Genomic DNA, 21,742 nt, shown 5'->3' with positions numbered 1-21,742 from the left:
CGCGGCCCCCGCTACTGCGAGGGTCGATCCATGACCACCCTCGCCAATCAGCAGTCCATCGTCGTCGGGATCGATGGCAGCACAACCGCTCTCGCGGCGGCCCGATGGGCGGGCGCGCTGGCCGCCCGTCAACACGTGCCGCTCGTCGTCCTAGGGGTCGTTCCCCTGGTCGATTACCGGATCACCGCCTCCGCCTGGGCGGAGCTCGACATCCTGCCCAGCATGCGGGCCGCCGCCGAACGCAATGTCGCGGCCGCGGCGGCCGCCGTCCGGCAGGATCAACCCGAGTTGGAGATCCGCCCGCTCGTCGTCGACGGCGATGCGGCGCACGCGCTGGTTCAGGCGTCCGCCGCGGCCCGCCTGCTGGTGGTCGCCGCGACCCCTGGCAACCGGCTCACCACCCTCCTGCTCGGCTCCACCGCATTGCGGGTGGCCAATAAGGCGACCTGCCCGGTCGCGGTGTGGCGCGGCGATATCGAGCACCCGCTGCCGGATCGGCGGCCGGTGCTGGTGGGCGTCGACGGCAGCCCGGATGCCGAGGATGCGCTGGCTCACGCGTTCGAAACGGCCTCGTTGCTCGAGGTCGATATCGTCGCATTGCACGCGTGGGAGGACCCGGATCTGTTGCGCTGGACCGTACTTCCGGAAAGCTGGCCGGATCTGGCGGCGCAGGAGAACGAATTGCTGGCGGAGCGGCTGGCGGGCTGGCGGGAGAAATACCCGGACGTGACGGTCACCCGAGTGACCGAACGCGCGCCCGCGGCATCCTCGCTGCTGACCAATGCCGCCGATGCCCAGCTGGTGTTCACCGGCAGTCACGGCCACAACCGGGTCGCGGGCCTGCTTGTCGGGTCGACCAGCCAGAACCTGCTGCACCACGCCCCGTGCCCGATCATCGTCTGCAGGCAGCCGGCGTGAATCCGGAACGCATTGCGGCACAGGGAAAGTGACAGCCATGTTCGGCGCGGCCCTGTCCGGATCGACGAGCCGCGAGTTACTGCATCAAACCCCCCTGCCCGGTGCTCGTCTGCCGGAGCCGACCCTCGGCCGGAGAGGACCAACCCCGATGACAATTCGAGATGACCGCGGCGAGATCGATTACGGCACAGCGCCGCTCGGCCCGATCGCGATCGGCGTCGCCATCGTGATGCTCGGCGGACTGCTGATCGCGCTGCCCCGCATTCCGGGCTGGGCGCACGACTGCGGCGCCACCCTCATCGCCATGGCCGTCGTGCTGCATCTGGCGCTGGCCGGTGGCCTGCTGCGCTGGGGCATCGACGAAATGCTCGGCGGGCCGATTGACTGACTCGCGTCGGGCCGGAAGATATCCCGGCGGCGGGCAGCCGCCGGAGAACCGTTATTCGTTGCGCGCCTTGGGGAAACGGGTCTGCCGGGCGACCCAGCCCGCCATCTTGGCCCAGTGACCCTCGCGCGGGGTGACGATCGAGGTGAGTTCGCGGTCCCATTCGTCGGCCTCGGTGAGGCCGTCGACGGTGGTGACGAGTTCGGCGACCGTTTCCCGGTCGGGCACGACGCGGTCGCCGAGGACGCCGTCGGCGCCGATCAACGTGAGCCGCACGCCGACGCGGCCGATCGGCTGCGGGACGACGGTCGCGGAGCCGCCGTGCTCGGCGACGAAACCTGCGACGGACTCCACCAAGGAACCCGACAACTTCAGCGGGGCCGGGGCTGCGTGAGCACTCATGAGCGGAAGTTTACCGGCCAGTAGGGAATTGTTCCGGCAGCCGGGTGGGTTAATGGGAGCTATGCGCTCCATACAGGTTTCCGAAAACGGTGGTCCCGAGGTCCTGAAGTATGTGGAGGTGCCGGATCCGCGGATCGGACCGGAGCAGCTCCTCGTCGACGTCGACGCGAGCGGCGTCAACTACATCGACGTCTACTTCCGGATCGGCCGATACCCGCAGCCGCTGCCCTACATCCCCGGTTCGGAGGGTACGGGCGTGGTGGCCGAGGTCGGCTCGGCGGTGACCGAATTCGCCGTCGGCGACCGCGTCGCGTGGGCCGCGGCGCCGGGCAGCTACGCCGAACGCGTCGCGGTGAACGCCGCCGTCGCGATCCGGGTGCCGGACGGGGTGGCGCCCGAGGCCGCCGCCTCGGTGCTGCTGCAGGGCATGACCGCGCACTACCTGCTCAATTCGATCTACGAACCGCAACCCGGCGAGTCGGTGCTCGTCCATGCGGGCGCCGGCGGCACCGGACTGTTCCTCACCCAGCTGGCGGTCGCCAAGGGCGCCAGGGTGATCACCACCGTATCGTCCGACGAGAAGGAGGCGCTGTCGAGGGAGGCGGGCGCGGCCGAGGTGCTGCGCTACGGCGACGATCTGGCCGAGCGGGTGCGCAAACTCACCGACGGTGTCGGCGTCGCCGCGGTATACGACGGCGTCGGCGCGTCCACCTTCGAGGCCAGCCTCGCTTCGCTGCGGGTGCGCGGCATGCTGGCGCTGTTCGGCGCGGCCAGCGGTCCGGTGCCGCCGTTCGATCTGCAGCGGCTGAATACGGCGGGATCGGTGTTCGTCACCCGGCCGACGCTCGCCCACTACACCCGCGACCGCGCCGAATTGGTCTGGCGCGCAAGCGATGTCTTCAATGCCATCGCCGACGGCACACTGCGGGTTCGCACCGGCGCGAGCTACCCGTTGGCCGAGGCCGCACAGGCGCACCGCGACCTGGAGGCGCGCAAGACCACGGGCTCGATCGTGCTGCGGCCCTGAGTAATTCGATACTCGAGTAATCGGCCCTGGGGCGATCTTCCACCGCCCCGGGGCCGAATCATGTTCTCCGAATTCAGTAGTCGCGGCCGGTGAGTCCGCGATAGACGAAGCGGGTGAGCGCATCGATGGCCTGCTCGTCGGACATTTCCACGGCGCCGTCCTCGACCGCCTGCAACAGCCCGGTGACGAGCAGGAACATCATGGCGAGGCTGGCGTCGGGTTGGGCGGGCAGCTTCAGGCCGCGCTCGTCGAACGCGTCCAGGTGGTCGATGATGTCGTCGCGCTGCTGTTTCCCGAATTGCCATGCCTGCCTGGCGAATTCGTCGTCGACCAGAGCGGCCTGCTGCACCGATCGATAGACCGGCCAGTGCTTGCGCGATGACCGCCAGAACACCTCGACGTGGAAGCGGACCGCCGCCGGATCGGTGAAGTCCGGATTGTGCGCACCCGTCTCGACGTGTCGATCCTCTTCCGCCGCAACATCGTTCAGCAGTTCCCGGAGCAGCTGCTCCTTACTGGTGAAGTGGTTGTAGAACGAGCCCGCGGCCCGGCCCGCCGCCATGGTGATGTCGGTGATCTTGGTGTTGAGATACCCGCGCTCGACGAACAGCCGCCGGGCCGCGGCCTTGAGCGCCCGCTCGGTTTCCGCCGATCGTTCCTTGCGACTCATGGACACCCGCACCACCTCCTTGACAACGAAAGGTATCAACTCCAATACTGAACTGACATTCACTGAATTTTATTTCAGCAAAGGGAGTTGTCATGCCACAGCAGGTACTCATCGCGGGCGCCGGACCCACCGGACTCACCCTGGCCATCGACCTGGCCCGCCGCGGCGTGCCGGTACGCATCGTCGAACAGGCCGGATCGCATTTCGCCGGATCGCGCGGCGACGGCATCCAGCCGCGCACGCTGGAGGTTTTCGACGACCTCGGCGTGCTCGACGCGATCATGTCCGCGAGCATCCCCATGCCCGTGATGCGGATCGTCATCGACGGCGACCACGTCGGCGAGCGCCGGATGGCCGAACCGCAGGCCCCGACACCGGCTGTCCCGTACCCCAACGTGCGGATGCTCGGCCAGTCCGATACCGAGGCGATCCTGCGCGACCGCCTGGCCGCGCTCGGCGTGTCCGTCGAACTGTCCACCGCCCTTGTCGATTTCACACAGGACGAGACCGGTGTCACCGCCCGGCTCACCGGCCCGTCCGGCCCGCAATCCGTTCGCGCGGCCTACCTCGTCGGCGCCGACGGCGGCCGCAGCACGGTGCGCAAAACCCTCGGCATCCCCTTCGAGGGCACCACCGACGAATCGCTGCGCATGCTGCTCGGCGATGTCCGGGCGGACGCGCTCGACCACGATTTCGGCTACTGGTTCGCCACGGCGGAACAGCCGATGGACGGAATCATGCTCTCGCCCTTGCCTGGACGGCCGCACTTCCAATTCGCGGCCCCGCTGGAACCGGCCGCCGAACCGACGCTCGACGTGCTACAGCGCTACCTGAACCGGTACGGCGGCACCGGAATCACGCTGTCCGACCTCACCTGGGTCACCGTCTGGCGTCCGAATACCCGCCTGGCCCAACGGTTCCGGGACGGCCGCGTCTTCCTCGCCGGTGATGCCGCGCATACCCATCCGCCCACCGGCGGCCAGGGCATGAACACCGGCATCCAGGACGCGTACAACCTCGGCTGGAAGCTGGCCGCCGCCCTCGACGGCACCGACCTGCTCGGCAGCTACGAGCGCGAGCGCCGCGCCGTCGCCGCCAGGGTGCTCGGCATCAGCAGCGACCTGATGGACCGGACGCAGGCGGGCGATCCGAAGGCGATGGAACGCGGCGAGACCACCCGCCAACTCGACATCACCTATCGCGATCCGGCCGCGGACGGCCCGCTGGTCACCGGCGATCGCGCACCCGATGCCCCGCTGAAAGACGAAGCCGGACAGCCGATCCGCCTCTTCGACCTGTTCCGCGGCCCGCACGCGACACTGCTCTGCTTCGGCGAAACACCAACGCCGCCAACCCAACAGGGCGTCGAGGCCTACACGGTGGTCCGTCCGGGCGGCACCGCCCCCGGCCGCTACGTCGTCGACGTGGACGGCCACGCCTTCGCCGCTTACCACGCCGAGGTCGGCACACATGTACTGATCCGCCCGGACGGCTACCTGGCCGAGTACAGCACACGAAACGAGCTCGCAGACAACTGATCTCGCGAGATCACCGGGTAGTTCTCCGGCACTTCATTCGTATGCCTTCGCCATGGCGTGGAAGGACTTCTTAGGGGCGAGGCCGCCATCCGGCATCACCTTGTATACCCCGTAGGACGCCATGTCGAGGTCAACCAGCGGGTCCGCGCGATGGGGGAACTCGTAGCAGGCGAAGGTGAACCAGAACGCGGTGTCCACGCCTTCCTCATCGAAGACCGCCAGCATCTCGTGCAGGTAGCGGATCTGCTCGTCCTCGTCTCGGATATAGACGCCGTCGAGCCGAGTCGGGTTCGCCGGATTGTCGACAATGGTCCAGCCGAGGCCGCCGCGGGCCGCCGCGCCCCGGTACGTGCAGCAGCCGAATTCGGTGGCCGCGAGCGGCTTACCGTGCCGGAAGTATGTTCGAAGACCTTCGCGAAAGGCATCGCTGTCATCGCCGTAGGCGTCGGCGCTGACGATATCGAAGGGCGTCCAGTCGATCTGCTCCCAGATGCCGGAGGCGTAGGTCAGTTTGCCCCGGAACCGTTCGCGTACCGCCGCCGCGATATCGGCCAGCACGACGTCCAGCCGCTTGCCGGTCTCCTCGATCGCGGCCAGCGCCGCGGGGTCGCCGTCGGTCACGGCCTTGATCCTGGCGAAACTGTCCGCGCCGGGGAGGAAACCCGGGGCGAACAGGCTCAGCTCACAGCCTGTGACGAAGACGTCCGCCCCCACCTCCCGGGCGCGGTCCGCGCAGTCGGCGAAGAACGGCACCAGCTCCGCGGCGGACAGTTCACAGGGGAACGGGGAGAACCAGACCTCCAGCCCGGCATCGACGGCGTGCCCGGCGGCGATGGCCAGCCGTTCGGGGTCGCCGCCGGTGATCCGCACGGCGTCGCAGTGCAGGTCATCGGCGATGATCCGGATCTCCCGCCGCACCGCGTCCGCGTCGAAGACGGGCCGCGAATTTCGCCCGCCGGGTGTGAAACCGGTGTCGTAGGTAATGCCCTTGGCACGCATGTCATCGCTCCTTACCGAATGTTGTTGTCCTGCCGCCGGATCCGAACGTTAGGCAGGGCACGAAACACCGGTCAACGAAACCGGCCCAGGATCGGGGCCGTCTTCGCTGATCACTGCCCCGATCACCGATTGCAATGACACTGCCGACTAATGCACGCCGGAGGGCTTCTGTTGCAATGGATTACGACCGGCTCGCATACTGACGTCGAATTCGACCGAAGCGGAGGAGCCGACCGAATGCCAGGACGCAGGCTGACCGGGGCCGACCGACGGCAGATCGCCGCGGGCTTGGCACAGGGCCTGGACTACGCCGGAATCGCGCGCTGCCTGGGCCGACCCGCCTCGACGGTGAGCCGCGAGGTCGCGCGCAACGGCGGGCCGGGCCGCTACCGCGCGGACCTGGCGCAACTGGCCACCACCCACCGGGCCCGGCGCAGCCCCCGCCCCCAGGCGACGACGAAGCGGGCCGTCGAACGCGGCGGCCCCGACCCCGACGCGGCGGCCGCGTATATGGCCGACCTCGCCGCGATCCTGGTCGAGACCGGTATGCCGCGCACCGCCGCCGGCGTGATGGCGTGCCTGTTCACCTCGGAGACCAGCAGCCGCACCGCCGCCGAACTGGCGCAATATCTGCGGGTCAGCGCGGCCACCATCTCGAAAGCGGTCGGTCTGCTGCAACAACACGGGCTGATCCGCCGCGACCGGGATGGCCGGAGCAGACGCCACCGGTATTCGCTCGACGAAAACGCGGGCCTGCACTCCGCCGTGATCGGCGTCCGCGCCAACCAGCGATTCGCCAGCACCGCCCTGCGCGGCGCCGAAATCTTCGGCACCGACACCACCGTGGGAATCCGGCTCGCCAGCGCGGGCCGATTCCTCGAACTACTCGGCGACGACATCCTCCGCGCGGCCGAAAAGCACTGGCTCGCCACCGTGGGCGCCGGTACCGATTCCGGCCGGACGGCTACCTCAGCTGAAGAAACTGCCGATCGTGTCCCAGCCGAGCACGGAATCGACGGCCAAGCCGCAGAAGACAACGGCCAGATAGTTGTTCGACTGTAGGAACAACCGCAGTGGTTTGACCGATTCGCCGCGCCGCACGCCCGCGTAGAGCTGATGCGCCATGAGCAGGAACCAGGCCCCGGCCACCAGCGCCACCGCGGCGTAGACCACACCGGTGGCCGGGATCAACGCCAGCGTGGTGAGCACGGTCAGCCAGGTGTAGACGACGATCAGCTTGGTGACCTTCTGCTCCGTCGCCACCACCGGCAGCATCGGCACCCCGGCCGCGCGGTAATCCTCCTTGTAGCGCATGGCCAGCGCCCAGGTGTGCGGCGGCGTCCAGAAGAAGATGACGCCGAACAGCGCGATGGCGGGCCAGCCGATGCTTCCGGTCACCGCCGACCAGCCGACCAGCGCGGGCATACATCCGGCCGCACCGCCCCACACCACGTTCTGCGAGGTGCGGCGCTTGAGGCCGAGGGTGTAGACGAAGACGTAGAACAGGATCGTCGCGACCACCAGGGCGCCGCTGAGCAGGTTCGCCTGCCACCAGAGCCAGGCGAACGACGCGATGCCGAGCACGACGCCGAAGACGAACGCCTGGCGGGTGGACACCGCATCCCTGGCCAGCGGGCGCTTGGCGGTGCGCTTCATCACCTTGTCGATATCGGCGTCGGCGACACAGTTCAGCGTGTTGGCGCTGGCCGCGCCCATCCAGCCACCGAACAGGGTGGCCAGGATCAGGCGGATATCGATGTGACCCCGGTCGGCCAGCAGCATCGTGGGAATCGTTGCGACCAGCAGCAATTCGATGACGCGCGGTTTGGTGAGCGCGATATAGGCGAGTGGTCGCCGCAGTAGTCGCGACAGCAGGCCGTCACCGTTCAAACGGTCGGCCAGCGCTGTCGCGGAGGAGCCGTGCGCACCATGGCCACCCGGCTGATCACCGATCCGCACTGTTTCTCCTCGCACACTGTGCATCGCATCCGGCATTGGAACAGCAGCGCGCTCTGCCCTGCTGCTCGGCAGTGCTAGCCCAGTGCGGCGCGGCTACTACTACAGAGGATGGTAGACCCTCTGCGGCACCGCTTTCGCCAGCGCCCCCTCGCGGCGCGGACATCCATACGGGACGAACCGACCGGATCGCCCGACACGGCGCCGCCGTAAGCCGGGTTCCCGACATCATGCTCACGCGGCACATCTAGGGTGGAATGAGTACGCCGCGAGTACGCGAGTCCGTCGACGAAACCAATGTCAGGAGAACCTCGGTCGTGTCAGTCACAGACGCCATCCGCGCCCTCACTCAGCCGAACTACCCGGACGACTGGACGGATCTGGACACCAAGGCCGTCGACACGGTGCGGGTGCTCGCCGCCGACGCGGTGCAGGCCGCCGGTAACGGCCATCCGGGCACCGCGATGAGCCTCGCGCCGCTGGCCTACACCCTCTACCAGCGCGTGCTTCGGCTCGACCCGCGCGATCCGAGCTGGGTCGGCCGCGACCGGTTCGTGCTGTCCTGCGGACATTCCAGCCTCACCCAGTACATCCAGCTGTACCTGGCCGGATTCGGCCTGGAGCTGGACGATCTGAAGAACCTGCGCAAGTGGGGTTCGCTCACCCCGGGTCATCCGGAGTTCCGGCACACCGACGGCGTCGAGATCACCACGGGCCCACTGGGTCAGGGTCTGGCCTCCGCGGTCGGCATGGCGATGGCGGCGCGCCGCGAGCGCGGCCTCTTCGATCCGGATGCCGCCCCGGGCAACAGCCCGTTCGACCACCACATCTTCGTCGTCGCCTCCGACGGCGATATGGAGGAGGGCGTCACCTCCGAGGCGTCCTCGCTGGCGGGCACCCAGCAGCTGGGCAATCTGGTGGTGATCTACGACGACAACCGGATCTCCATCGAGGACGACACCACCATCGCGTTCACCGAGGATGTCGCCGCGCGGTACCGGGCGTACGGCTGGCATGTGCAGACCGTGGAGGGCGGCGAGGACGTCACCGCCATCGAGACCGCCATCGCGGCGGCCAAGGCGGAGCTGCGCAGGCCGTCGATCATCGTGCTGCGCACCGTGATCGGCTACCCGGCGCCGAACAAGATGAACACCGGCGCCTCGCACGGCGCGGCGCTGGGCGCGGACGAGGTCGCGGCCACCAAGAAGGTGCTCGGCTTCGATCCGGAACAGTCCTTCCAGGTGGACGACGCCGTGATCGCGCACACCCGCAAGGCAATCGAGCGCGGCGCGGCGGCGCATCAGCAGTGGCAGACCGGTTTCGACGCGTGGGCACAGGCGAATCCGGAGCGCAAGGCACTGTTCGACCGGCTGCAGGAGCGGCGCCTGCCCGAGGGCTGGGCCGCGAATCTGCCGACGTACGAGGAGGATCCGAAGGGCGTCTCCACCCGCAAGGCCTCCGGCAAGGTGCTTGCGTCGCTGGCCTCGGTGCTGCCCGAACTGTGGGGCGGCTCGGCCGACCTGGCCGAATCCAACAACACCACGATGCCGGGCGAGCCGAGCTTCGGCCCCGAGGCCATCTCGACCGGTATGTGGAAGGCCGACCCGTACGGCCGCACCCTGCACTTCGGCGTCCGCGAACACGCGATGGGCGCCATCCTGAACGGCATCGCGCTGCACGGCCCGACCCGTCCGTACGGCGGCACCTTCCTGGTGTTCAGCGACTACATGCGCCCGGCGGTGCGGTTGGCCGCGCTCATGCGGGTGCCGTCGGTGTACGTCTGGACGCACGACTCCATCGGTCTCGGCGAGGACGGCCCGACCCATCAGCCGATCGAGCACCTGGCCGCGCTGCGTGCCATCCCGGGCCTGAACGTGGTCCGTCCGGGCGATGCCAACGAGACCGCCTTCGCCTGGCGGACCATCCTGGAACGCGACAGCAGCGAACATCGCTCGCACTTCTCGGTTTCCGAGCCGCCGCATCAGGACGGCCCGTCGGCGCTCGCGCTCACCCGCCAGGACGTCCCGGTGCTGGCGGGCACCAGCTTCGAGGGCGTTTCGAAGGGCGGCTACATCTTGGCCGAGGCCTCCACCGGCACCCCGCGGGTGATCCTGATCGCGACCGGTTCGGAGCTGCAGCTTGCCGTCGCCGCCCGCACTACGCTGGAGGAGCAGGGCATCGCGACCCGGGTCGTCTCGATGCCGTGCATCGAGTGGTTCGACGCACAGGACAAGGCTTACCGTGACGAAGTGCTGCCGCCCGGCATCGCCGCTCGCGTGGCCGTCGAGGCCGGTATCGCGATGCCGTGGCACCGCTTCACCGGTGACCGGGGCGAGATCGTGTCGATCGAGCACTTCGGCGCGTCCGCCGACTACAAGACCCTGTTCCGCGAATTCGGTATCACCGCCGACGCCGTCGTGGCTGCCGCGCAGCGCACGATCGAGAACGTGAAGGGATAGAACCCATGGCACAGAACGAGAATCTCGCCGCCCTCTCCGCGGCCGGCGTATCCGTCTGGCTCGACGACCTGTCCAGGGACCGGATCCAGTCCGGGAATCTGGCCGAGCTGATCGAAACCCGCAGCGTCGTCGGAGTCACCACCAACCCGACCATCTTCCAGGGCGCGCTCAGCAAGGGCCACGCCTACGACGCGCAGGTGAAGGAGCTCGCCGCCCAGGGCGCGGACGCCGACGCCGCGATCCGCACCATCACCACCGACGATGTCCGCTCGGCCTGCGATGTGCTGGCCGGGGTGTACGAGGCGTCGGGCGGTGTCGACGGCCGGGTGTCCATCGAGGTGGACCCGCGGCTGGCCTTCGACACCGAAAAGACCGTCGCGCAGGCCATCGACCTGTGGAAGACGGTCGACCGGCCGAACCTGTTCATCAAGATTCCGGCCACCGAGGCGGGTCTGCCCGCGATCACCAAGGTGATCGCCGAGGGCATCAGCGTGAACGTCACGCTGATCTTCTCGGTGCAGCGCTACCGCTCGGTGATGGGCGCCTACCTGGACGGGCTGCGCAATGCCAAGGCCGCCGGGCACGATCTGGCCCGGATCCATTCCGTCGCATCGTTCTTCGTATCCCGGGTGGATACCGAAATCGATAAGCGGCTGGAGGCCATCGGCACGCCGGAGGCGCTGGAGCTGCGCGGCAAGGCCGGAATCGCCAACGCGCGCTTGGCATACGCCGAATACCAGGACGTATTCGACGGCGGCGCGCACACCTCCACCTACGCCGTCCTCGCCTCGTCCGGCGCGAATCGGCAACGGGCACTGTGGGCTTCGACCGGCGTTAAGAATCCGGACTACCCGGACACCATGTACGTCACCGAGCTGACCGCCCCGAACACCGTGAACACGTTGCCGGAGAAGACGATCGAGGCGGTGGCCGACCACGGCGAGATCCGCGGCGACACCATGTCCGGCACCGCGGCCGCCGCGCAGGAGGTCTTCGACCGGCTCACCGCCGTCGGCATCGATCTGGCCGACGTCTTCGACGTGCTGGAGCGCGAGGGCGTCGACAAGTTCGAAAAGTCTTGGGGCGAGCTGCTTTCCGCGACCACCGCTGAATTGGCCGGAAGCAACTGACCCAGATGGCCGGCAGGACACAAATCTGGCAGAACCCGCTGCGCGACGAGCGGGACAAGCGGCTCCCCCGCATCGCGGGCCCGTGCAGCATGGTGATCTTCGGCGTCACCGGCGACCTCTCCCGCAAGAAGCTGATGCCGGCCATCTACGACCTGGCGAACCGGGGGCTGCTGCCCCCGGGCTTCGCGCTGGTCGGCTTCGCCCGGCGCGACTATGCGGACGAGGATTTCGCGCAGGTGGTGCTCGACGCGGTGAAGGCGCATGCGCGCACCCCGTTCCGGCAGGAGGTCTGGGACCACCTCGCCGAGGGAATTCGCTTCGTACAGGGCACCTTCGACGACAACGACGCATTCACCCGGCTCGCCGATACGCTGGCCAAGCTGGACAAGGACCGCGGCACCGGCGGCAATCACGCCTTCTACCTGTCGATTCCGCCGAATATGTTCCCGGTGGTGCTCGACCAGCTGTCCCAGCACGGGCTGGCCAAACCGGAGGCGGTCAACGGCCGCAATCCGTGGCGGCGGGTGGTGATCGAGAAGCCGTTCGGGCACGATCTGGAAAGCGCCCAGGAGCTCAACGCCCTTGTCAACCGGGTCTTTCCGGAGGAGACGGTCTTCCGGATCGACCACTACCTCGGCAAGGAGACGGTGCAGAACGTCCTGGCGCTGCGCTTCGCGAACCAGCTGTTCGACCCGATCTGGAACGCCAACTTCGTCGACCACGTCCAGATCACCATGGCCGAGGACATCGGATTGGGCGGGCGCGCAGGGTATTACGACGGCATCGGCGCCGCCCGCGACGTGATCCAGAATCATCTGCTGCAGCTGCTCGCGCTCACCGCCATGGAGGAGCCGATCAGCTTCCAGCCGACCCAGCTGCAGCTGGAGAAGATCAAGGTGCTCTCGGCCACCAAACTTGTTGAGCCCCTTGATGAGACCACCGCGCGCGGACAGTACGCGGAGGGCTGGCAGGGTGGCGAGCACGTGGTCGGCCTGCTCGACGAGGAGGGTTTCGACCCGCAGTCGAAGACCGAGACGTACGCCGCGATCACGCTCGAGGTGGACACCCGGCGCTGGGCCGGCGTCCCGTTCTATCTGCGCACCGGAAAACGCTTGGGCCGCCGGGTGACCGAAATCGCCGTGGTGTTCAAGCGCGCCCCGCATCTGCCGTTCGACCAGACCATGACCGAGGAGCTGGGGCAGAACGCGCTGGTGATCCGGGTGCAGCCGGATGAGGGCATCACCATGCGCTTCGGCTCCAAGGTGCCCGGTTCCGGCATGGAAGTGCGCGACGTCAATATGGATTTCAGCTACGGCGAGGCATTCACCGAATCCTCCCCCGAGGCATACGAGCGCCTGATCCTCGATGTGCTGCTCGGGGTGCCGTCGCTGTTCCCGGTGAACGCGGAGGTCGAATTGTCCTGGCGCATCCTGGATCCGGTGCTCGAGCACTGGGCCGCCAACGGCAAACCGGAGCAGTACGAGGCGGGCACCTGGGGTCCCGCGTCGGCCGACGAGATGCTCGCCCGCACCGGGCGGGAATGGCGGCGGCCGTGATCATCGACATGCCGGACACGACGACCGGCGACGTCACGAAACGCCTTGTGCAGCTGCGGGAAAGCAATGGCGTCATCACCATGGGCCGGGTGCTCACCCTGGTGGTGTGCACGCTGGACAGCTCCGAGGCCGAGGACGCCATCGACGCCGCCAACGACGCCAGCCGCGAACACCCTTGCCGGGTGGTCGTTTTGGCGCGTGGCGACCGCGAGGCGCAGACCCGGCTCGACGCGCAGATCCGGGTCGGCGGCGACGCGGGCGCGGCCGAGGTGATAGTGCTGCGGCTGCAGGGTGAGCTGGTGAGTCACGAGAGCAGCGTGGTGATCCCGTTCCTGCTGCCCGACACCCCGGTGGTGGCCTGGTGGCCGCGGGGCGCGCCGGAGTTCCCGTCCAAGGATTCGGTGGGCCGCCTGGCGACCCGCCGCATCACCGACGCCACCTTCGCGCCGGATCCGCTGTCCGCCATCAAGCGGCGGCGCGCCTCATACGCCACCGGCGACACGGATCTGGCCTGGAGCCGGATCACCTACTGGCGGGCCCTGCTCGCCGCCGCCATGGACGAACCGCCGTACGAGCCGGTCAGCTCGGTGACGGTGTCCGGGTTGCGCGACGAACCGGCGCTGGACATGCTGGCGGGCTGGTTCGCCGCCCGGCTGGACTGTCCGGTGATGCGGCGCACGGGCGCGCTGCGGGTGGAGGTGCACCGCCCGTCGGCCTCGATCGCGATCGAACGCCCGCAGACCGGGCGCACCGCGACGCTGACCAGGACCGGGGATCCGGATCAGCGAATCGCGTTGGCGCGCAGGGAAACCAACGAGTGCCTGGCCGAGGAGCTGCGCCGGTTGGACGCCGACGAGATCTACGCCGAGGCGCTCGCCGGAATCGAGAAGGTCACCTATGAGTGAGTACGAAGTGCTGAGCGATACCGACGGACTGGTGGCGGCGGCCGCGGCGCGGTTCGTGGACGTGATCGTGGCCGCACAGCGGGCGCGCGGCTCGGCGTCGGTGGTGCTGACCGGCGGCGGCACCGGGATCGCGCTGCTGGAGCTGGTGCGCCGGGAGCCGGGCGCCATCGACTGGTCGCGGCTCGACGTCTTCTGGGGCGACGAAAGGTTCGTGCCCGCGGGCGATCCCGAGCGCAACGACCTGCAGGCCCGGCAGGCGCTGCTGGACCACGTTCCGGTGAATCCGGCCCGGGTGCATCCGGTGTCCACCTCGGACGGCGAGTATCCGGATCCGGTCGAGGCGGCCGCGGAGTACGGCGCCGCCGTACACGCTCACCTGGCCGAGTACGGCGCCTTCGATCTGCATCTGCTCGGCATGGGCGGTGAGGGACATGTGAATTCGCTGTTCCCGCACACCGCCGCGGTCCGCGAGGAGCACGAACTCGTTGTCGCGGTGAGCGATTCGCCGAAGCCGCCGCCGGTGCGGGTGACGCTGACGCTGCCCGCGGTGCGGCGGGCCCGGCATGTGGTGCTGGTGGTCGGCGGAGCCGGGAAGGCGGAGGCCGTCGCGGCGGCGATGGGCGGAGCCGATCCGGTCGACGTCCCGGCCGCGGGCGCGATCGGTTCGGAATCGACCACCTGGCTGCTGGACAAGGCCGCGGCGGCCCGGCTGAGCTGAGTCGGCAGGGTTCGGCTTTCCGGGCCTGCTTCGCGCAAGATCTACGCCGATCGCGCACCGTGATCGACAATATTCCGGAAAATGCTGTGCGACAGGTTGTTCGAGCCGTAGGCTCCTGGCCGTGAGGGCGCGATGACGGACGTTGATCTCGACGAACGGTTCCGGGCGGAGATCTCCGCGCTGACACCCCGGCCGCACCGGCCGCCGACCGAGGAGATCGCGCCGGGCATCACCGGAGCACAATGCCTGGAGCTGTTCGAATCCCAGGCCACCAGTAGGCATCTCGACTTGGCCGCGCGCCGCCTCGGCAGCGCCAAGCGCGGGTACTACAGCATCGGTTCGTCCGGTCACGAGGGCAATGCCGCGCTGGCGATGGCGCTGCGCACCACCGATCCCGCACTGCTGCACTATCGTTCGGGCGCGTTCTTCGTGCAGCGCTGCCGCCGGGTCGGCGGGCTCGACCCGATCCGGGACGTGCTGCTCGGCGTCGTCGCGGCGGCCGCCGACCCGATATCCGGTGGCAGGCACAAGGTTTTCGGCAGCAAACCGGCCTCGATCATCCCGATGACCTCCACCATCGCCTCCCATCTGCCGCGCGCGGTCGGGCTGGCCTTCGGCATCGAACGCGCACAGCGCCTGGGTGTTCCGTCGGAGTGGCCGTCGGATGCGGTGGTGCTGTGCAGTTTCGGTGACGCGTCGGCGAATCATTCGACCGCGGTCGGCGCCATCAACGCCGCGATTCACACGGCCCACCAAGGAGTTCCGCTACCGCTGCTGTTCGTCTGCGAGGACAACGGGATCGGCATCAGCGTGCCGACGCCGCCGGACTGGATCGAATACGCGTACGGCAGCAGGCCGGGACTACGCTATTTCACCGCCGACGGCTGCGATCCCCTTGCGGCGCTGACGGTTTCGCGGCAGGCCGCCGACTGGGTGCGTGAGCAGCGCAAACCCGCGTTTCTGCGGTTGCGCACCATCCGGCTGATGGGCCACGCGGGTTCGGATATGGAGGCCGCCTACCGCCGCCCCGCCGATATCGCGGCCGATCTGGTGCACGATCCCGTACTGGCGACCGGACGCCTGCTCGCCGAATCCGGCGTCGCCCGGCCCGACGAGGTGATCGACCGGTACGACGAAATCGGCGGCCGGGTCGCGTTCATGGCCGAAGTGGTCTGGCGGGAACCCAAATTGACCTCCGCGGCGGCCGTCATGGCACCGCTGGCTCCCGCGCATCCGGACGCGGTGCGCGAGGATGTGCTGCGCGGGTCGTGGACCGCCGTCGAAACCACTTCCGGCACCACGGCATCGGGCAGCGCCGCCCCCGCGACGGATGCCGCTTCCGCGCCGAATCAGGCAGCGGCACAGGGCGATCCGCTGACGCTCGCGCAGGCGATCAACGGCACCCTCGCCGACATCATGGTGCGCGACCGCGACGTGCTGGTATTCGGCGAGGACGTCGGCCGTAAAGGCGGCGTCTACGGCGTCACGAAGGGCCTGCGCAAACTGTTCGGCGCGCGCCGCGTCTTCGACACCCTGCTCGACGAACAGAGCGTCCTCGGCACCGCACTGGGTACGGCGCTCACCGGATTCGTGCCGGTGCCGGAGATCCAATACCTCGCCTACCTGCACAATGCCGCCGACCAACTGCGCGGCGAGGCGGCGACCCTGCAGTTCTTCTCGCACGGCCACTATCGCAACCCGATGGTGGTCCGGATCGCCGGCTACGCGTATCAGAAGGGTTTCGGCGGCCACTTCCACAACGACAATTCCGTTGCGGCGCTGCGGGATATCCCCGGGCTGGTGGTGGCATCCCCATCACGCGCCGACGATGCCGCCGCCCTGCTGCGCACCTGCGTCTCCGCGGCCAGGGTGGACGGGCGCGTCTGCGTCTTCCTGGAGCCGATCGCGCTATACCACACCCGCGATTTGTACAGCCCCGGCGACAACGGCTGGCTGGCAACGCCTTCCGGCGAGCATGTGCCCATCGGGCGGGCCCGCTGCTACGGCGACGGCGCCGATCTCACCATCGTCAGCTTCGCCAACGGCGTCCCGATGAGCCTGCGCGTCGCGGCCCGGCTCGCCGAACGCGGCGTCCACGCCCGGGTGCTCGACCTGCGCTGGCTCACCCCGCTGCCCACCGACGATCTGCTGCGGCACGCCAATGCCACCGGCCGGGTGCTGATCGCCGACGAAACCCGGTACAGCGGCGGCGTCTCCGAATCCGTCTGCGCCGCCCTCCTCGACGCCGGATTCGACGGCCGAATCGCCCGCGCCACCAGCGAGGACAGCTTCATCCCGCTCGGACCGGCCGCCGATACCGTCCTGCTCGACGAGACCACAATCGAGGCCGCAGCCGACAAACTCCTCGCCGACCGCTGACCCGCGCAGCACACCGCGCCCGATCCGGGTACCGATTCGCCCGATTCGGTACAGCAGCGCAGGTTCGGGCGAATCTGAGTCGGCCCGCACCCGGCCGAATACAGTAGAGGCAGCGGTGACCTGCGGCGGAAGGGGATGGTCATGACGGGGATGTCCATGCTCGGCGAGGTGCGGCCGGAGCACCGGCACACACCGGATGGAGCTCTGGTGTTACTGCACTACCTGCGGTCGTTCCGGTTGCCGGTGCTCGAGGTGTGGTCGGCCTGCACGGATCGAAACCAGTTGTCGCGCTGGCTCGGCGCCGTCACCGGTGGCGGCGGAAATCTGACCATCGAGCCGTCGGACGGACCGGTGCCGGGGGCGCTGGCCATCCGGATCGACCACTGCCGCGCGCCGTACGAACTGGTGTTGCATGTGGACGGCGGCCTTGTCGAGCTCGCGTTCAACCAGGTCGGCGTCGTCACGACGGTGGAACTCGTCCGCCGTCATCTCTCGCCCGCCGCCGCGGCCGCGATGGGGCCGCGCTGGCAGTACATCCTCGACCGGCTCACCGCCTATCTCCAGGGTGAGCAGCTGCCGCGCTGGTCGGATTATCCGAAGCTGACCGACGAGTACCACTGATCGGCACCCCGCCCGAACTGCGTACGGGCGGTGAGTCTTTCACAGCGTGTAGTGTGGATCGGTTCGGCCGATGGACAGGTGGAGGCGGCTTTGCAGGTTGGCGACGTGCTGGTCAAACGCGAGGATTCGGGCGAGTGGGCCGTGGTGAAGGTGCTCGTGGTGGATGTGTGGCCGGATGGCGGTGAGCTGCTGCACTGCCTGATGTATCGCTCCACCAGTGAACGACCGACCCCGGACGTGGTGGCCGGGCTCGAGGTGCTGGCCTACCATGCGCCGTTGCGCGCCACGGCCTTTCGCGGCGCGTGGGAGGTGCTCGGCACCTGTGCGGTGGCCCCGGCGGATCTGGTCGGGTTCCACGAGTACCTCAAACGGGTGGACTTCCGCCGCTATCTCGCGGAGACCGGGCAGAACCTGGAAACCGTTGTCGCCAGAGCCAATTCGCATTTCGCGGCGGGCGGCGCGCTGAACGATCAGCAGCGGCACCGCGAGGCCATCGAGGAATACACCAGGGCCGCCGACCTTTTCCCGCTCTTCTACGAGGCCATCGACAACCGCGGCTTCAGCTATATGAACATCGGCGACTACCGTTCGGCCCTGGACGATTTCGAGCACTCCCTACAAATTCACCCCGACGGTGAGGCCGCCTACTTCTCCAGCGGTGAATGCCTGCTCCGGCTGGGCAAATTGGATGAGGCCGAGGCCATATTCGAGGCGGGCGCGGTGGATTCGACCCAGTACCGGGAGCTACATCAGAAATTTCTCGGCCTGGTGCGCGATCTGCGCGGCGACGGGTTGCCGTCCACCGGTTGACGCCTACCTCCGCGCGGCCTCCCGCCGCAGGGCGCCGAGATGGGCGGTGAGCAGCGCGTTCACCTGGTCGGCGCGTTCCAGTTGGACCAGATGTCCCGCACCGGACACCTCGGTGACGGCGCGCAGGTCGGGCACGTGGGAACGCATGGTGGCCAACGGATCCCGGCCGCTGAACCCGGCCATATCCAGATCCTTCGCACCGTACAGGAAGAACGCGGGCACGATGACCGTGGTCGGCAGCTCGGCGGTGAGCTCCCAGTTGCGGTCCAGGCAGCGGTACCAGTTGAGCCCGCCGGTGAAGCCGGTGCGGACGAAATCCGCTGCCAGCGTATCGAATTCGTCCTTGTCGAGCCACGGCCACGGCAGCGCGGGCGCCTGCGGCAGCACGTCGAGGTAGCCGTGGTTCTCGGCCGGATACCGCCAGACGTCGAAGTAGTTGTACTCCGCGCTCAGCGCGTAGTAGACGCGAGCAAGGAAATCCCTTGGGTGCGCGTCGAGCTCGGCATCGGCGACGCCGGGCCGCTGAAAATAGTCCAGGTGCAGGAAATGTCGCCGCGCGGCCTTGGCCCACAGTTCGCTCGGGCGGCGCGGCGGCCGCGGCGCGTACGGATTGTTCAGCACCATCACCGCGCGCACCCGCTCCGGCGCACGCAGCGCCAACTCCCACACCAGGGCCGCGCCGAAATCGAGTCCGACGAAAACCGCTCGCTCGGAACCGATCTCGTCGAGCAGGCCGAGCAGATCGCCGATCACCGCGCGGTTCGTGTACGCCGCCGGATCCGCGGGCGACTCGGTGCGGCCGTAGCCGCGCAGATCCGGCGCGATGGCCCGATATCCGGCCGCCGCCACGGCCGCCAGCTGGCGGTGCCAGATGAACCAGGTGTGCGGGAACCCGTGGCAGAAAATAACCGGGTCACCGGTGCCCTGTTCGGCCACGTGCAGGCGAATATCGTTGGTGGTCACGAACCGATGGGCTACCTGCACGACCAACTCCATAACTAGAACACGTTTCTAATGGTCGGTAGTGTACCGAGGTCATGGACGCAACACCTGGCAAGCTATCCGACCGCGTCGCGGTCGTCACCGGCGGCAGCCGCGGTATCGGGAAGGGTATCGCGCTGGAACTCGGCGCGGCGGGCGCGACGGTCTACGTCACGGGCCGGTCCGCCACACCGGGAAAACTGCCCGGATCGGTCGGCGAGACCGCGGCCGCCATCGACGAGGCGGGCGGGTTGGGCGTGCCCGTAGTCTGCGATCATCGCGACGACGACGCGGTGCGCGACCTGTTCGAACAGATCCGGGATACCAACGGCCGCTTGGACATTCTGGTCAACAACGTCTACGACTCCCCCGCGAGCGCCCGCTGGCTCGGCAGGCCGTTCTGGGCGGTGCCGCCGCACGCCTGGGACGAGACCTTCGATATCGGCGTCCGATCCCATTACGTGGCAAGTCATTTCGCCGCACCGCTGCTGCTGGCCGCGGACGGCCTGATCGTCAACGTGTCCTCGCCGGGTTCGCGGCGCTATCTGCACAACGCCGTATACGGTGTCGCCAAGACCGCACTCGACCGCCTCACCGCCGATCTGGCGCATGATCTGGCCGATACCGGGGTCACCGTGGTATCCATCTGGCCCGGCATCGTGAATACCGAACTGCTGCAACTGGTTCCGGCCGACGCCAGCGGTCGCCGCCGCATCACCCTGCCCGGCGAGGGCACCTTCGACCTCGACGAGGCCGAAACCCCGCGCTTCGCCGGCCGCGCCGTGGTGGCACTGGCCGCCGATCCGGAGCGCCGGGTGCGAACCGGATCACCGTGGCCGGTGGCCGATCTCGCCGAACATTACGGCTTCACCGATATCGACGGCCGGGTGCCGCGCACCGAATGACAGCGCAAAGCGGCCGGACCACGCCGGGCCCGGCCGCGAAGATCACGCTGCGCCGGGCGCACCCGGCCGCATCGGTCAGGAGAACTTGATTTCCAACCCGATGCCGAGAATGCAGATGAGCCAGATCAGCCCGGTGAAGATGGTGATCCGGTCGAGGTTCTTCTCCACCACCGTCGAACCCGACAGGCTGGACTGGACGCCGCCGCCGAACAGGCTGGACAGACCTCCACCCTTGGCGCGGTGCAGCAGCACCAGCAGCACCAGCAGCACGCTGGTGATGATCAGGAGGATATCCAGGAACATCCGCATGCCGATCAGTCTATGCGGTCGTCCGAATCACACCGAATCAGGCACGCTTACGCGCGCTCACCCGCCGTTTTACCAGCTCCAGCGGCGCGAACCGCCCGGCCGGTACCGTGGTGCTCGACAACCACATACGAGGAGTGCGTGAGATGGATCCAGTCGCCGATGCCGTTCGGACGATGGCCCGCCGCTTCGCCGAGCTGGCGGCCACGGCCCCGGATCAGAACCGATCGGTGGCGGCCACACCGGGCTGGTCGATCGGCGACGTACTCGGTCACGTCGCGATGGAACCGTCGCGCTACCGCGAGCTGGCGCTCGGCCGCGGCGAATGGCCCGCCCGCGCGGCCGAATTGCCCGCCTTCAATGCCGAACAGATCCGCACGCTGCCGACCCGCGATCCGGAGAAGCTGGCGGCGCGGCTCATCGCCGACACCGACGACTTCCTGGAAACCGTTGCCGCGGGCGGGCCCGGCCTGACGATGATGTTCGACGGCGATCAGCGCATCAGGGCCGACCGGGCGCGCGGAACGCTGCTGGCGGAGTTCATCGTGCACGGCCACGACATCGCGGCCACGCTCGGCAGGCCGTGGCCGATCGATCCGGCGCATGTACCGATCGTCATGGACGGACTCACCCAGGTGATACCCGGCTGGGTGGATCCGGCGCGGTCCAGCGACCACACCGCCGGCTACGAACTGCGACTGCGCGGCCTCAACCGCTACTTCTTCCGATTCACCGCCGGACAGGTGACCATCGGCGAGCCGGGACCGGTCGACGTGCACATCAGCGCCGAACCGGTCACGCTGCTGCTGTTGAACTACGGCAGGCTCGCACCGTGGAAACCGGCGCTGACCGGCAAGGTGCTGGCCTGGGGCCGAAAGCCTTGGCTCGCACTGGGATTCAACCGGCGGTTCCTACCGGCCTAGTCGCCGCTCCTGTGCGCCGCCCCGCCTACAGGCGTTATCGGCGAAGCCGCCTCAGATCGCGCACGGCCGGAACGAACGCTGAGGTACGCCGGAAAGGCGCTGTCGGCGAGGCCGCCCCGGCCCGCGCGCGGCCGAATGAAGGCCTTATGGACGC

The 21,742-nt window shown here is 68.5% G+C and carries 21 protein-coding genes; 15 read left to right on the top strand and 6 right to left on the bottom strand.

The genetic code is table 11. From position 1 onward, the window contains the following. Positions 1-30 precede the first annotated feature (30 nt). Entirely contained in the window at positions 31-918 is an 888-nt protein-coding gene (locus LGY53_RS16060; RefSeq protein WP_225727472.1) for a universal stress protein, read from the top strand. Positions 919-1,066: 148 nt separating this feature from the next. Beyond that, on the top strand, positions 1,067-1,306 hold the full coding sequence (locus LGY53_RS16055; RefSeq protein WP_225727471.1) for a hypothetical protein: 240 nt from the start codon (positions 1,067-1,069) through the stop codon (positions 1,304-1,306). 51 nt (positions 1,307-1,357) lie between these two features. On the opposite strand, the gene LGY53_RS16050 is transcribed toward LGY53_RS16055, so the two are convergent. Further along, positions 1,358-1,705 (bottom strand): hypothetical protein, encoded by a 348-nt coding sequence (locus LGY53_RS16050; protein WP_225727470.1) that lies wholly within the window; start codon positions 1,703-1,705, stop codon positions 1,358-1,360. A gap of 61 nt (positions 1,706-1,766) precedes the next feature. Here LGY53_RS16050 and LGY53_RS16045 point away from each other — a divergent pair, with 61 nt between their 5' ends. Further along, entirely contained in the window at positions 1,767-2,732 is a 966-nt protein-coding gene (locus tag LGY53_RS16045) for a quinone oxidoreductase (RefSeq protein WP_225727469.1), read from the top strand. Between the two features lie 73 nt (positions 2,733-2,805). On the opposite strand, the gene LGY53_RS16040 is transcribed toward LGY53_RS16045, so the two are convergent. Next, positions 2,806-3,402 carry a TetR/AcrR family transcriptional regulator gene (locus LGY53_RS16040; protein WP_225727468.1) on the bottom strand — a complete coding sequence of 199 codons (597 nt, stop codon included), beginning with the start codon at positions 3,400-3,402 and terminating at the stop codon, positions 2,806-2,808. 92 nt (positions 3,403-3,494) lie between these two features. Here LGY53_RS16040 and LGY53_RS16035 point away from each other — a divergent pair, with 92 nt between their 5' ends. After that, positions 3,495-4,940 carry an FAD-dependent monooxygenase gene (locus LGY53_RS16035; protein ID WP_225727467.1) on the top strand — a complete coding sequence of 482 codons (1,446 nt, stop codon included), beginning with the start codon at positions 3,495-3,497 and terminating at the stop codon, positions 4,938-4,940. Positions 4,941-4,973: 33 nt separating this feature from the next. Here the strand turns inward: LGY53_RS16035 and LGY53_RS16030 are convergent, their stop codons facing one another. Next, positions 4,974-5,939 carry a hypothetical protein gene (locus LGY53_RS16030; RefSeq protein WP_225727466.1) on the bottom strand — a complete coding sequence of 322 codons (966 nt, stop codon included), beginning with the start codon at positions 5,937-5,939 and terminating at the stop codon, positions 4,974-4,976. Positions 5,940-6,176: 237 nt separating this feature from the next. On the opposite strand from LGY53_RS16030, the gene LGY53_RS16020 reads away from it, so the two are divergent. Next, the gene (locus LGY53_RS16020) at positions 6,177-7,001 is read left to right on the top strand and encodes a helix-turn-helix domain-containing protein (RefSeq protein ID WP_255663410.1); all 825 of its coding nucleotides are present in this window, start codon (positions 6,177-6,179) and stop codon (positions 6,999-7,001) included. Here LGY53_RS16020 and LGY53_RS16015 read toward each other — a convergent pair. Next, the gene (locus LGY53_RS16015) at positions 6,909-7,898 is read right to left on the bottom strand and encodes a heme o synthase (protein WP_225727465.1); all 990 of its coding nucleotides are present in this window, start codon (positions 7,896-7,898) and stop codon (positions 6,909-6,911) included. The two genes, LGY53_RS16020 and LGY53_RS16015, sit on opposite strands and share 93 nt — an antisense overlap. A gap of 314 nt (positions 7,899-8,212) precedes the next feature. On the opposite strand from LGY53_RS16015, the gene tkt reads away from it, so the two are divergent. The 8 genes from tkt to LGY53_RS15975 all read left to right on the top strand — a co-directional run bounded on the left by tkt (position 8,213) and on the right by LGY53_RS15975 (position 18,473). Next, positions 8,213-10,354, top strand: coding sequence for a transketolase (gene tkt, locus LGY53_RS16010; RefSeq protein ID WP_225727464.1), 2,142 nt, complete (start codon positions 8,213-8,215; stop codon positions 10,352-10,354). A 5-nt stretch (positions 10,355-10,359) separates the two neighbouring features. After that, a complete protein-coding gene (tal, locus tag LGY53_RS16005) occupies positions 10,360-11,484 on the top strand; it encodes a transaldolase (protein ID WP_225727463.1) in 1,125 nt (374 codons plus the stop codon). Between the two features lie 5 nt (positions 11,485-11,489). Beyond that, positions 11,490-13,040 carry a glucose-6-phosphate dehydrogenase gene (gene zwf, locus LGY53_RS16000; RefSeq protein WP_225727462.1) on the top strand — a complete coding sequence of 517 codons (1,551 nt, stop codon included), beginning with the start codon at positions 11,490-11,492 and terminating at the stop codon, positions 13,038-13,040. Further along, the gene (gene opcA / locus LGY53_RS15995; RefSeq protein WP_225727461.1) at positions 13,037-13,945 is read left to right on the top strand and encodes a glucose-6-phosphate dehydrogenase assembly protein OpcA; all 909 of its coding nucleotides are present in this window, start codon (positions 13,037-13,039) and stop codon (positions 13,943-13,945) included. Before zwf ends, opcA begins: the two co-directional genes overlap by 4 nt. Then, complete coding sequence (gene pgl / locus LGY53_RS15990) at positions 13,938-14,663, top strand: 6-phosphogluconolactonase (RefSeq protein WP_225727460.1); 726 nt, start codon at positions 13,938-13,940, stop codon at positions 14,661-14,663. The genes opcA and pgl overlap by 8 nt, the downstream gene beginning before the upstream one ends. A 132-nt stretch (positions 14,664-14,795) precedes the next feature. Next, entirely contained in the window at positions 14,796-17,042 is a 2,247-nt protein-coding gene (locus LGY53_RS15985; RefSeq protein ID WP_225727459.1) for a thiamine pyrophosphate-dependent enzyme, read from the top strand. Between the two features lie 141 nt (positions 17,043-17,183). Next, positions 17,184-17,663 (top strand): SRPBCC domain-containing protein, encoded by a 480-nt coding sequence (locus tag LGY53_RS15980; RefSeq protein ID WP_225727458.1) that lies wholly within the window; start codon positions 17,184-17,186, stop codon positions 17,661-17,663. A 105-nt stretch (positions 17,664-17,768) separates the two neighbouring features. Beyond that, a complete protein-coding gene (locus tag LGY53_RS15975; RefSeq protein WP_225727457.1) occupies positions 17,769-18,473 on the top strand; it encodes a tetratricopeptide repeat protein in 705 nt (234 codons plus the stop codon). Between the two features lie 3 nt (positions 18,474-18,476). Here LGY53_RS15975 and LGY53_RS15970 read toward each other — a convergent pair whose 3' ends face one another. Further along, entirely contained in the window at positions 18,477-19,457 is a 981-nt protein-coding gene (locus LGY53_RS15970; protein ID WP_225727456.1) for an alpha/beta fold hydrolase, read from the bottom strand. A gap of 53 nt (positions 19,458-19,510) precedes the next feature. Here LGY53_RS15970 and LGY53_RS15965 point away from each other — a divergent pair, with 53 nt between their 5' ends. Continuing rightward, positions 19,511-20,359 (top strand): SDR family NAD(P)-dependent oxidoreductase, encoded by an 849-nt coding sequence (locus LGY53_RS15965; RefSeq protein WP_225727455.1) that lies wholly within the window; start codon positions 19,511-19,513, stop codon positions 20,357-20,359. 75 nt (positions 20,360-20,434) lie between these two features. Here LGY53_RS15965 and secG read toward each other — a convergent pair whose 3' ends face one another. Next, on the bottom strand, positions 20,435-20,668 hold the full coding sequence (secG, locus tag LGY53_RS15960) for a preprotein translocase subunit SecG (RefSeq protein WP_167475929.1): 234 nt from the start codon (positions 20,666-20,668) through the stop codon (positions 20,435-20,437). 143 nt (positions 20,669-20,811) lie between these two features. Here secG and LGY53_RS15955 point away from each other — a divergent pair, with 143 nt between their 5' ends. Further along, the gene (locus tag LGY53_RS15955; RefSeq protein WP_225727454.1) at positions 20,812-21,588 is read left to right on the top strand and encodes a maleylpyruvate isomerase family mycothiol-dependent enzyme; all 777 of its coding nucleotides are present in this window, start codon (positions 20,812-20,814) and stop codon (positions 21,586-21,588) included. Positions 21,589-21,742: the final 154 nt, after the last annotated feature.

The sequence above is a fragment of the Nocardia sp. JCM 34519.1 genome (assembly GCF_020361265.1).
Lineage (GTDB): Bacteria > Actinomycetota > Actinomycetes > Mycobacteriales > Mycobacteriaceae > Nocardia > Nocardia arthritidis_A.
The sequence above is the reverse complement of the archived record's forward strand: the minus strand, read 5'-3'. Positions and strand labels throughout refer to the sequence as shown.

Coding starts and splice junctions, on each gene's coding strand:
- LGY53_RS16040 (WP_225727468.1), bottom strand. CDS start 3,402: ATGAGTCGCAAGGAACGATCGGCGGAAACCGAGCGGGCGCTCAAGGCC.
- tal (WP_225727463.1), top strand. CDS start 10,360: ATGGCACAGAACGAGAATCTCGCCGCCCTCTCCGCGGCCGGCGTATCC.
- LGY53_RS15955 (WP_225727454.1), top strand. CDS start 20,812: ATGGATCCAGTCGCCGATGCCGTTCGGACGATGGCCCGCCGCTTCGCC.
- pgl (WP_225727460.1), top strand. CDS start 13,938: ATGAGTGAGTACGAAGTGCTGAGCGATACCGACGGACTGGTGGCGGCG.
- LGY53_RS16050 (WP_225727470.1), bottom strand. CDS start 1,705: ATGAGTGCTCACGCAGCCCCGGCCCCGCTGAAGTTGTCGGGTTCCTTG.
- LGY53_RS15985 (WP_225727459.1), top strand. CDS start 14,796: ATGACGGACGTTGATCTCGACGAACGGTTCCGGGCGGAGATCTCCGCG.
- LGY53_RS16060 (WP_225727472.1), top strand. CDS start 31: ATGACCACCCTCGCCAATCAGCAGTCCATCGTCGTCGGGATCGATGGC.
- LGY53_RS16030 (WP_225727466.1), bottom strand. CDS start 5,939: ATGCGTGCCAAGGGCATTACCTACGACACCGGTTTCACACCCGGCGGG.
- LGY53_RS16035 (WP_225727467.1), top strand. CDS start 3,495: ATGCCACAGCAGGTACTCATCGCGGGCGCCGGACCCACCGGACTCACC.
- LGY53_RS16045 (WP_225727469.1), top strand. CDS start 1,767: ATGCGCTCCATACAGGTTTCCGAAAACGGTGGTCCCGAGGTCCTGAAG.
- LGY53_RS15965 (WP_225727455.1), top strand. CDS start 19,511: ATGGACGCAACACCTGGCAAGCTATCCGACCGCGTCGCGGTCGTCACC.
- zwf (WP_225727462.1), top strand. CDS start 11,490: ATGGCCGGCAGGACACAAATCTGGCAGAACCCGCTGCGCGACGAGCGG.
- LGY53_RS16055 (WP_225727471.1), top strand. CDS start 1,067: ATGACAATTCGAGATGACCGCGGCGAGATCGATTACGGCACAGCGCCG.
- secG (WP_167475929.1), bottom strand. CDS start 20,668: ATGCGGATGTTCCTGGATATCCTCCTGATCATCACCAGCGTGCTGCTG.
- LGY53_RS15980 (WP_225727458.1), top strand. CDS start 17,184: ATGACGGGGATGTCCATGCTCGGCGAGGTGCGGCCGGAGCACCGGCAC.
- LGY53_RS16020 (WP_255663410.1), top strand. CDS start 6,177: ATGCCAGGACGCAGGCTGACCGGGGCCGACCGACGGCAGATCGCCGCG.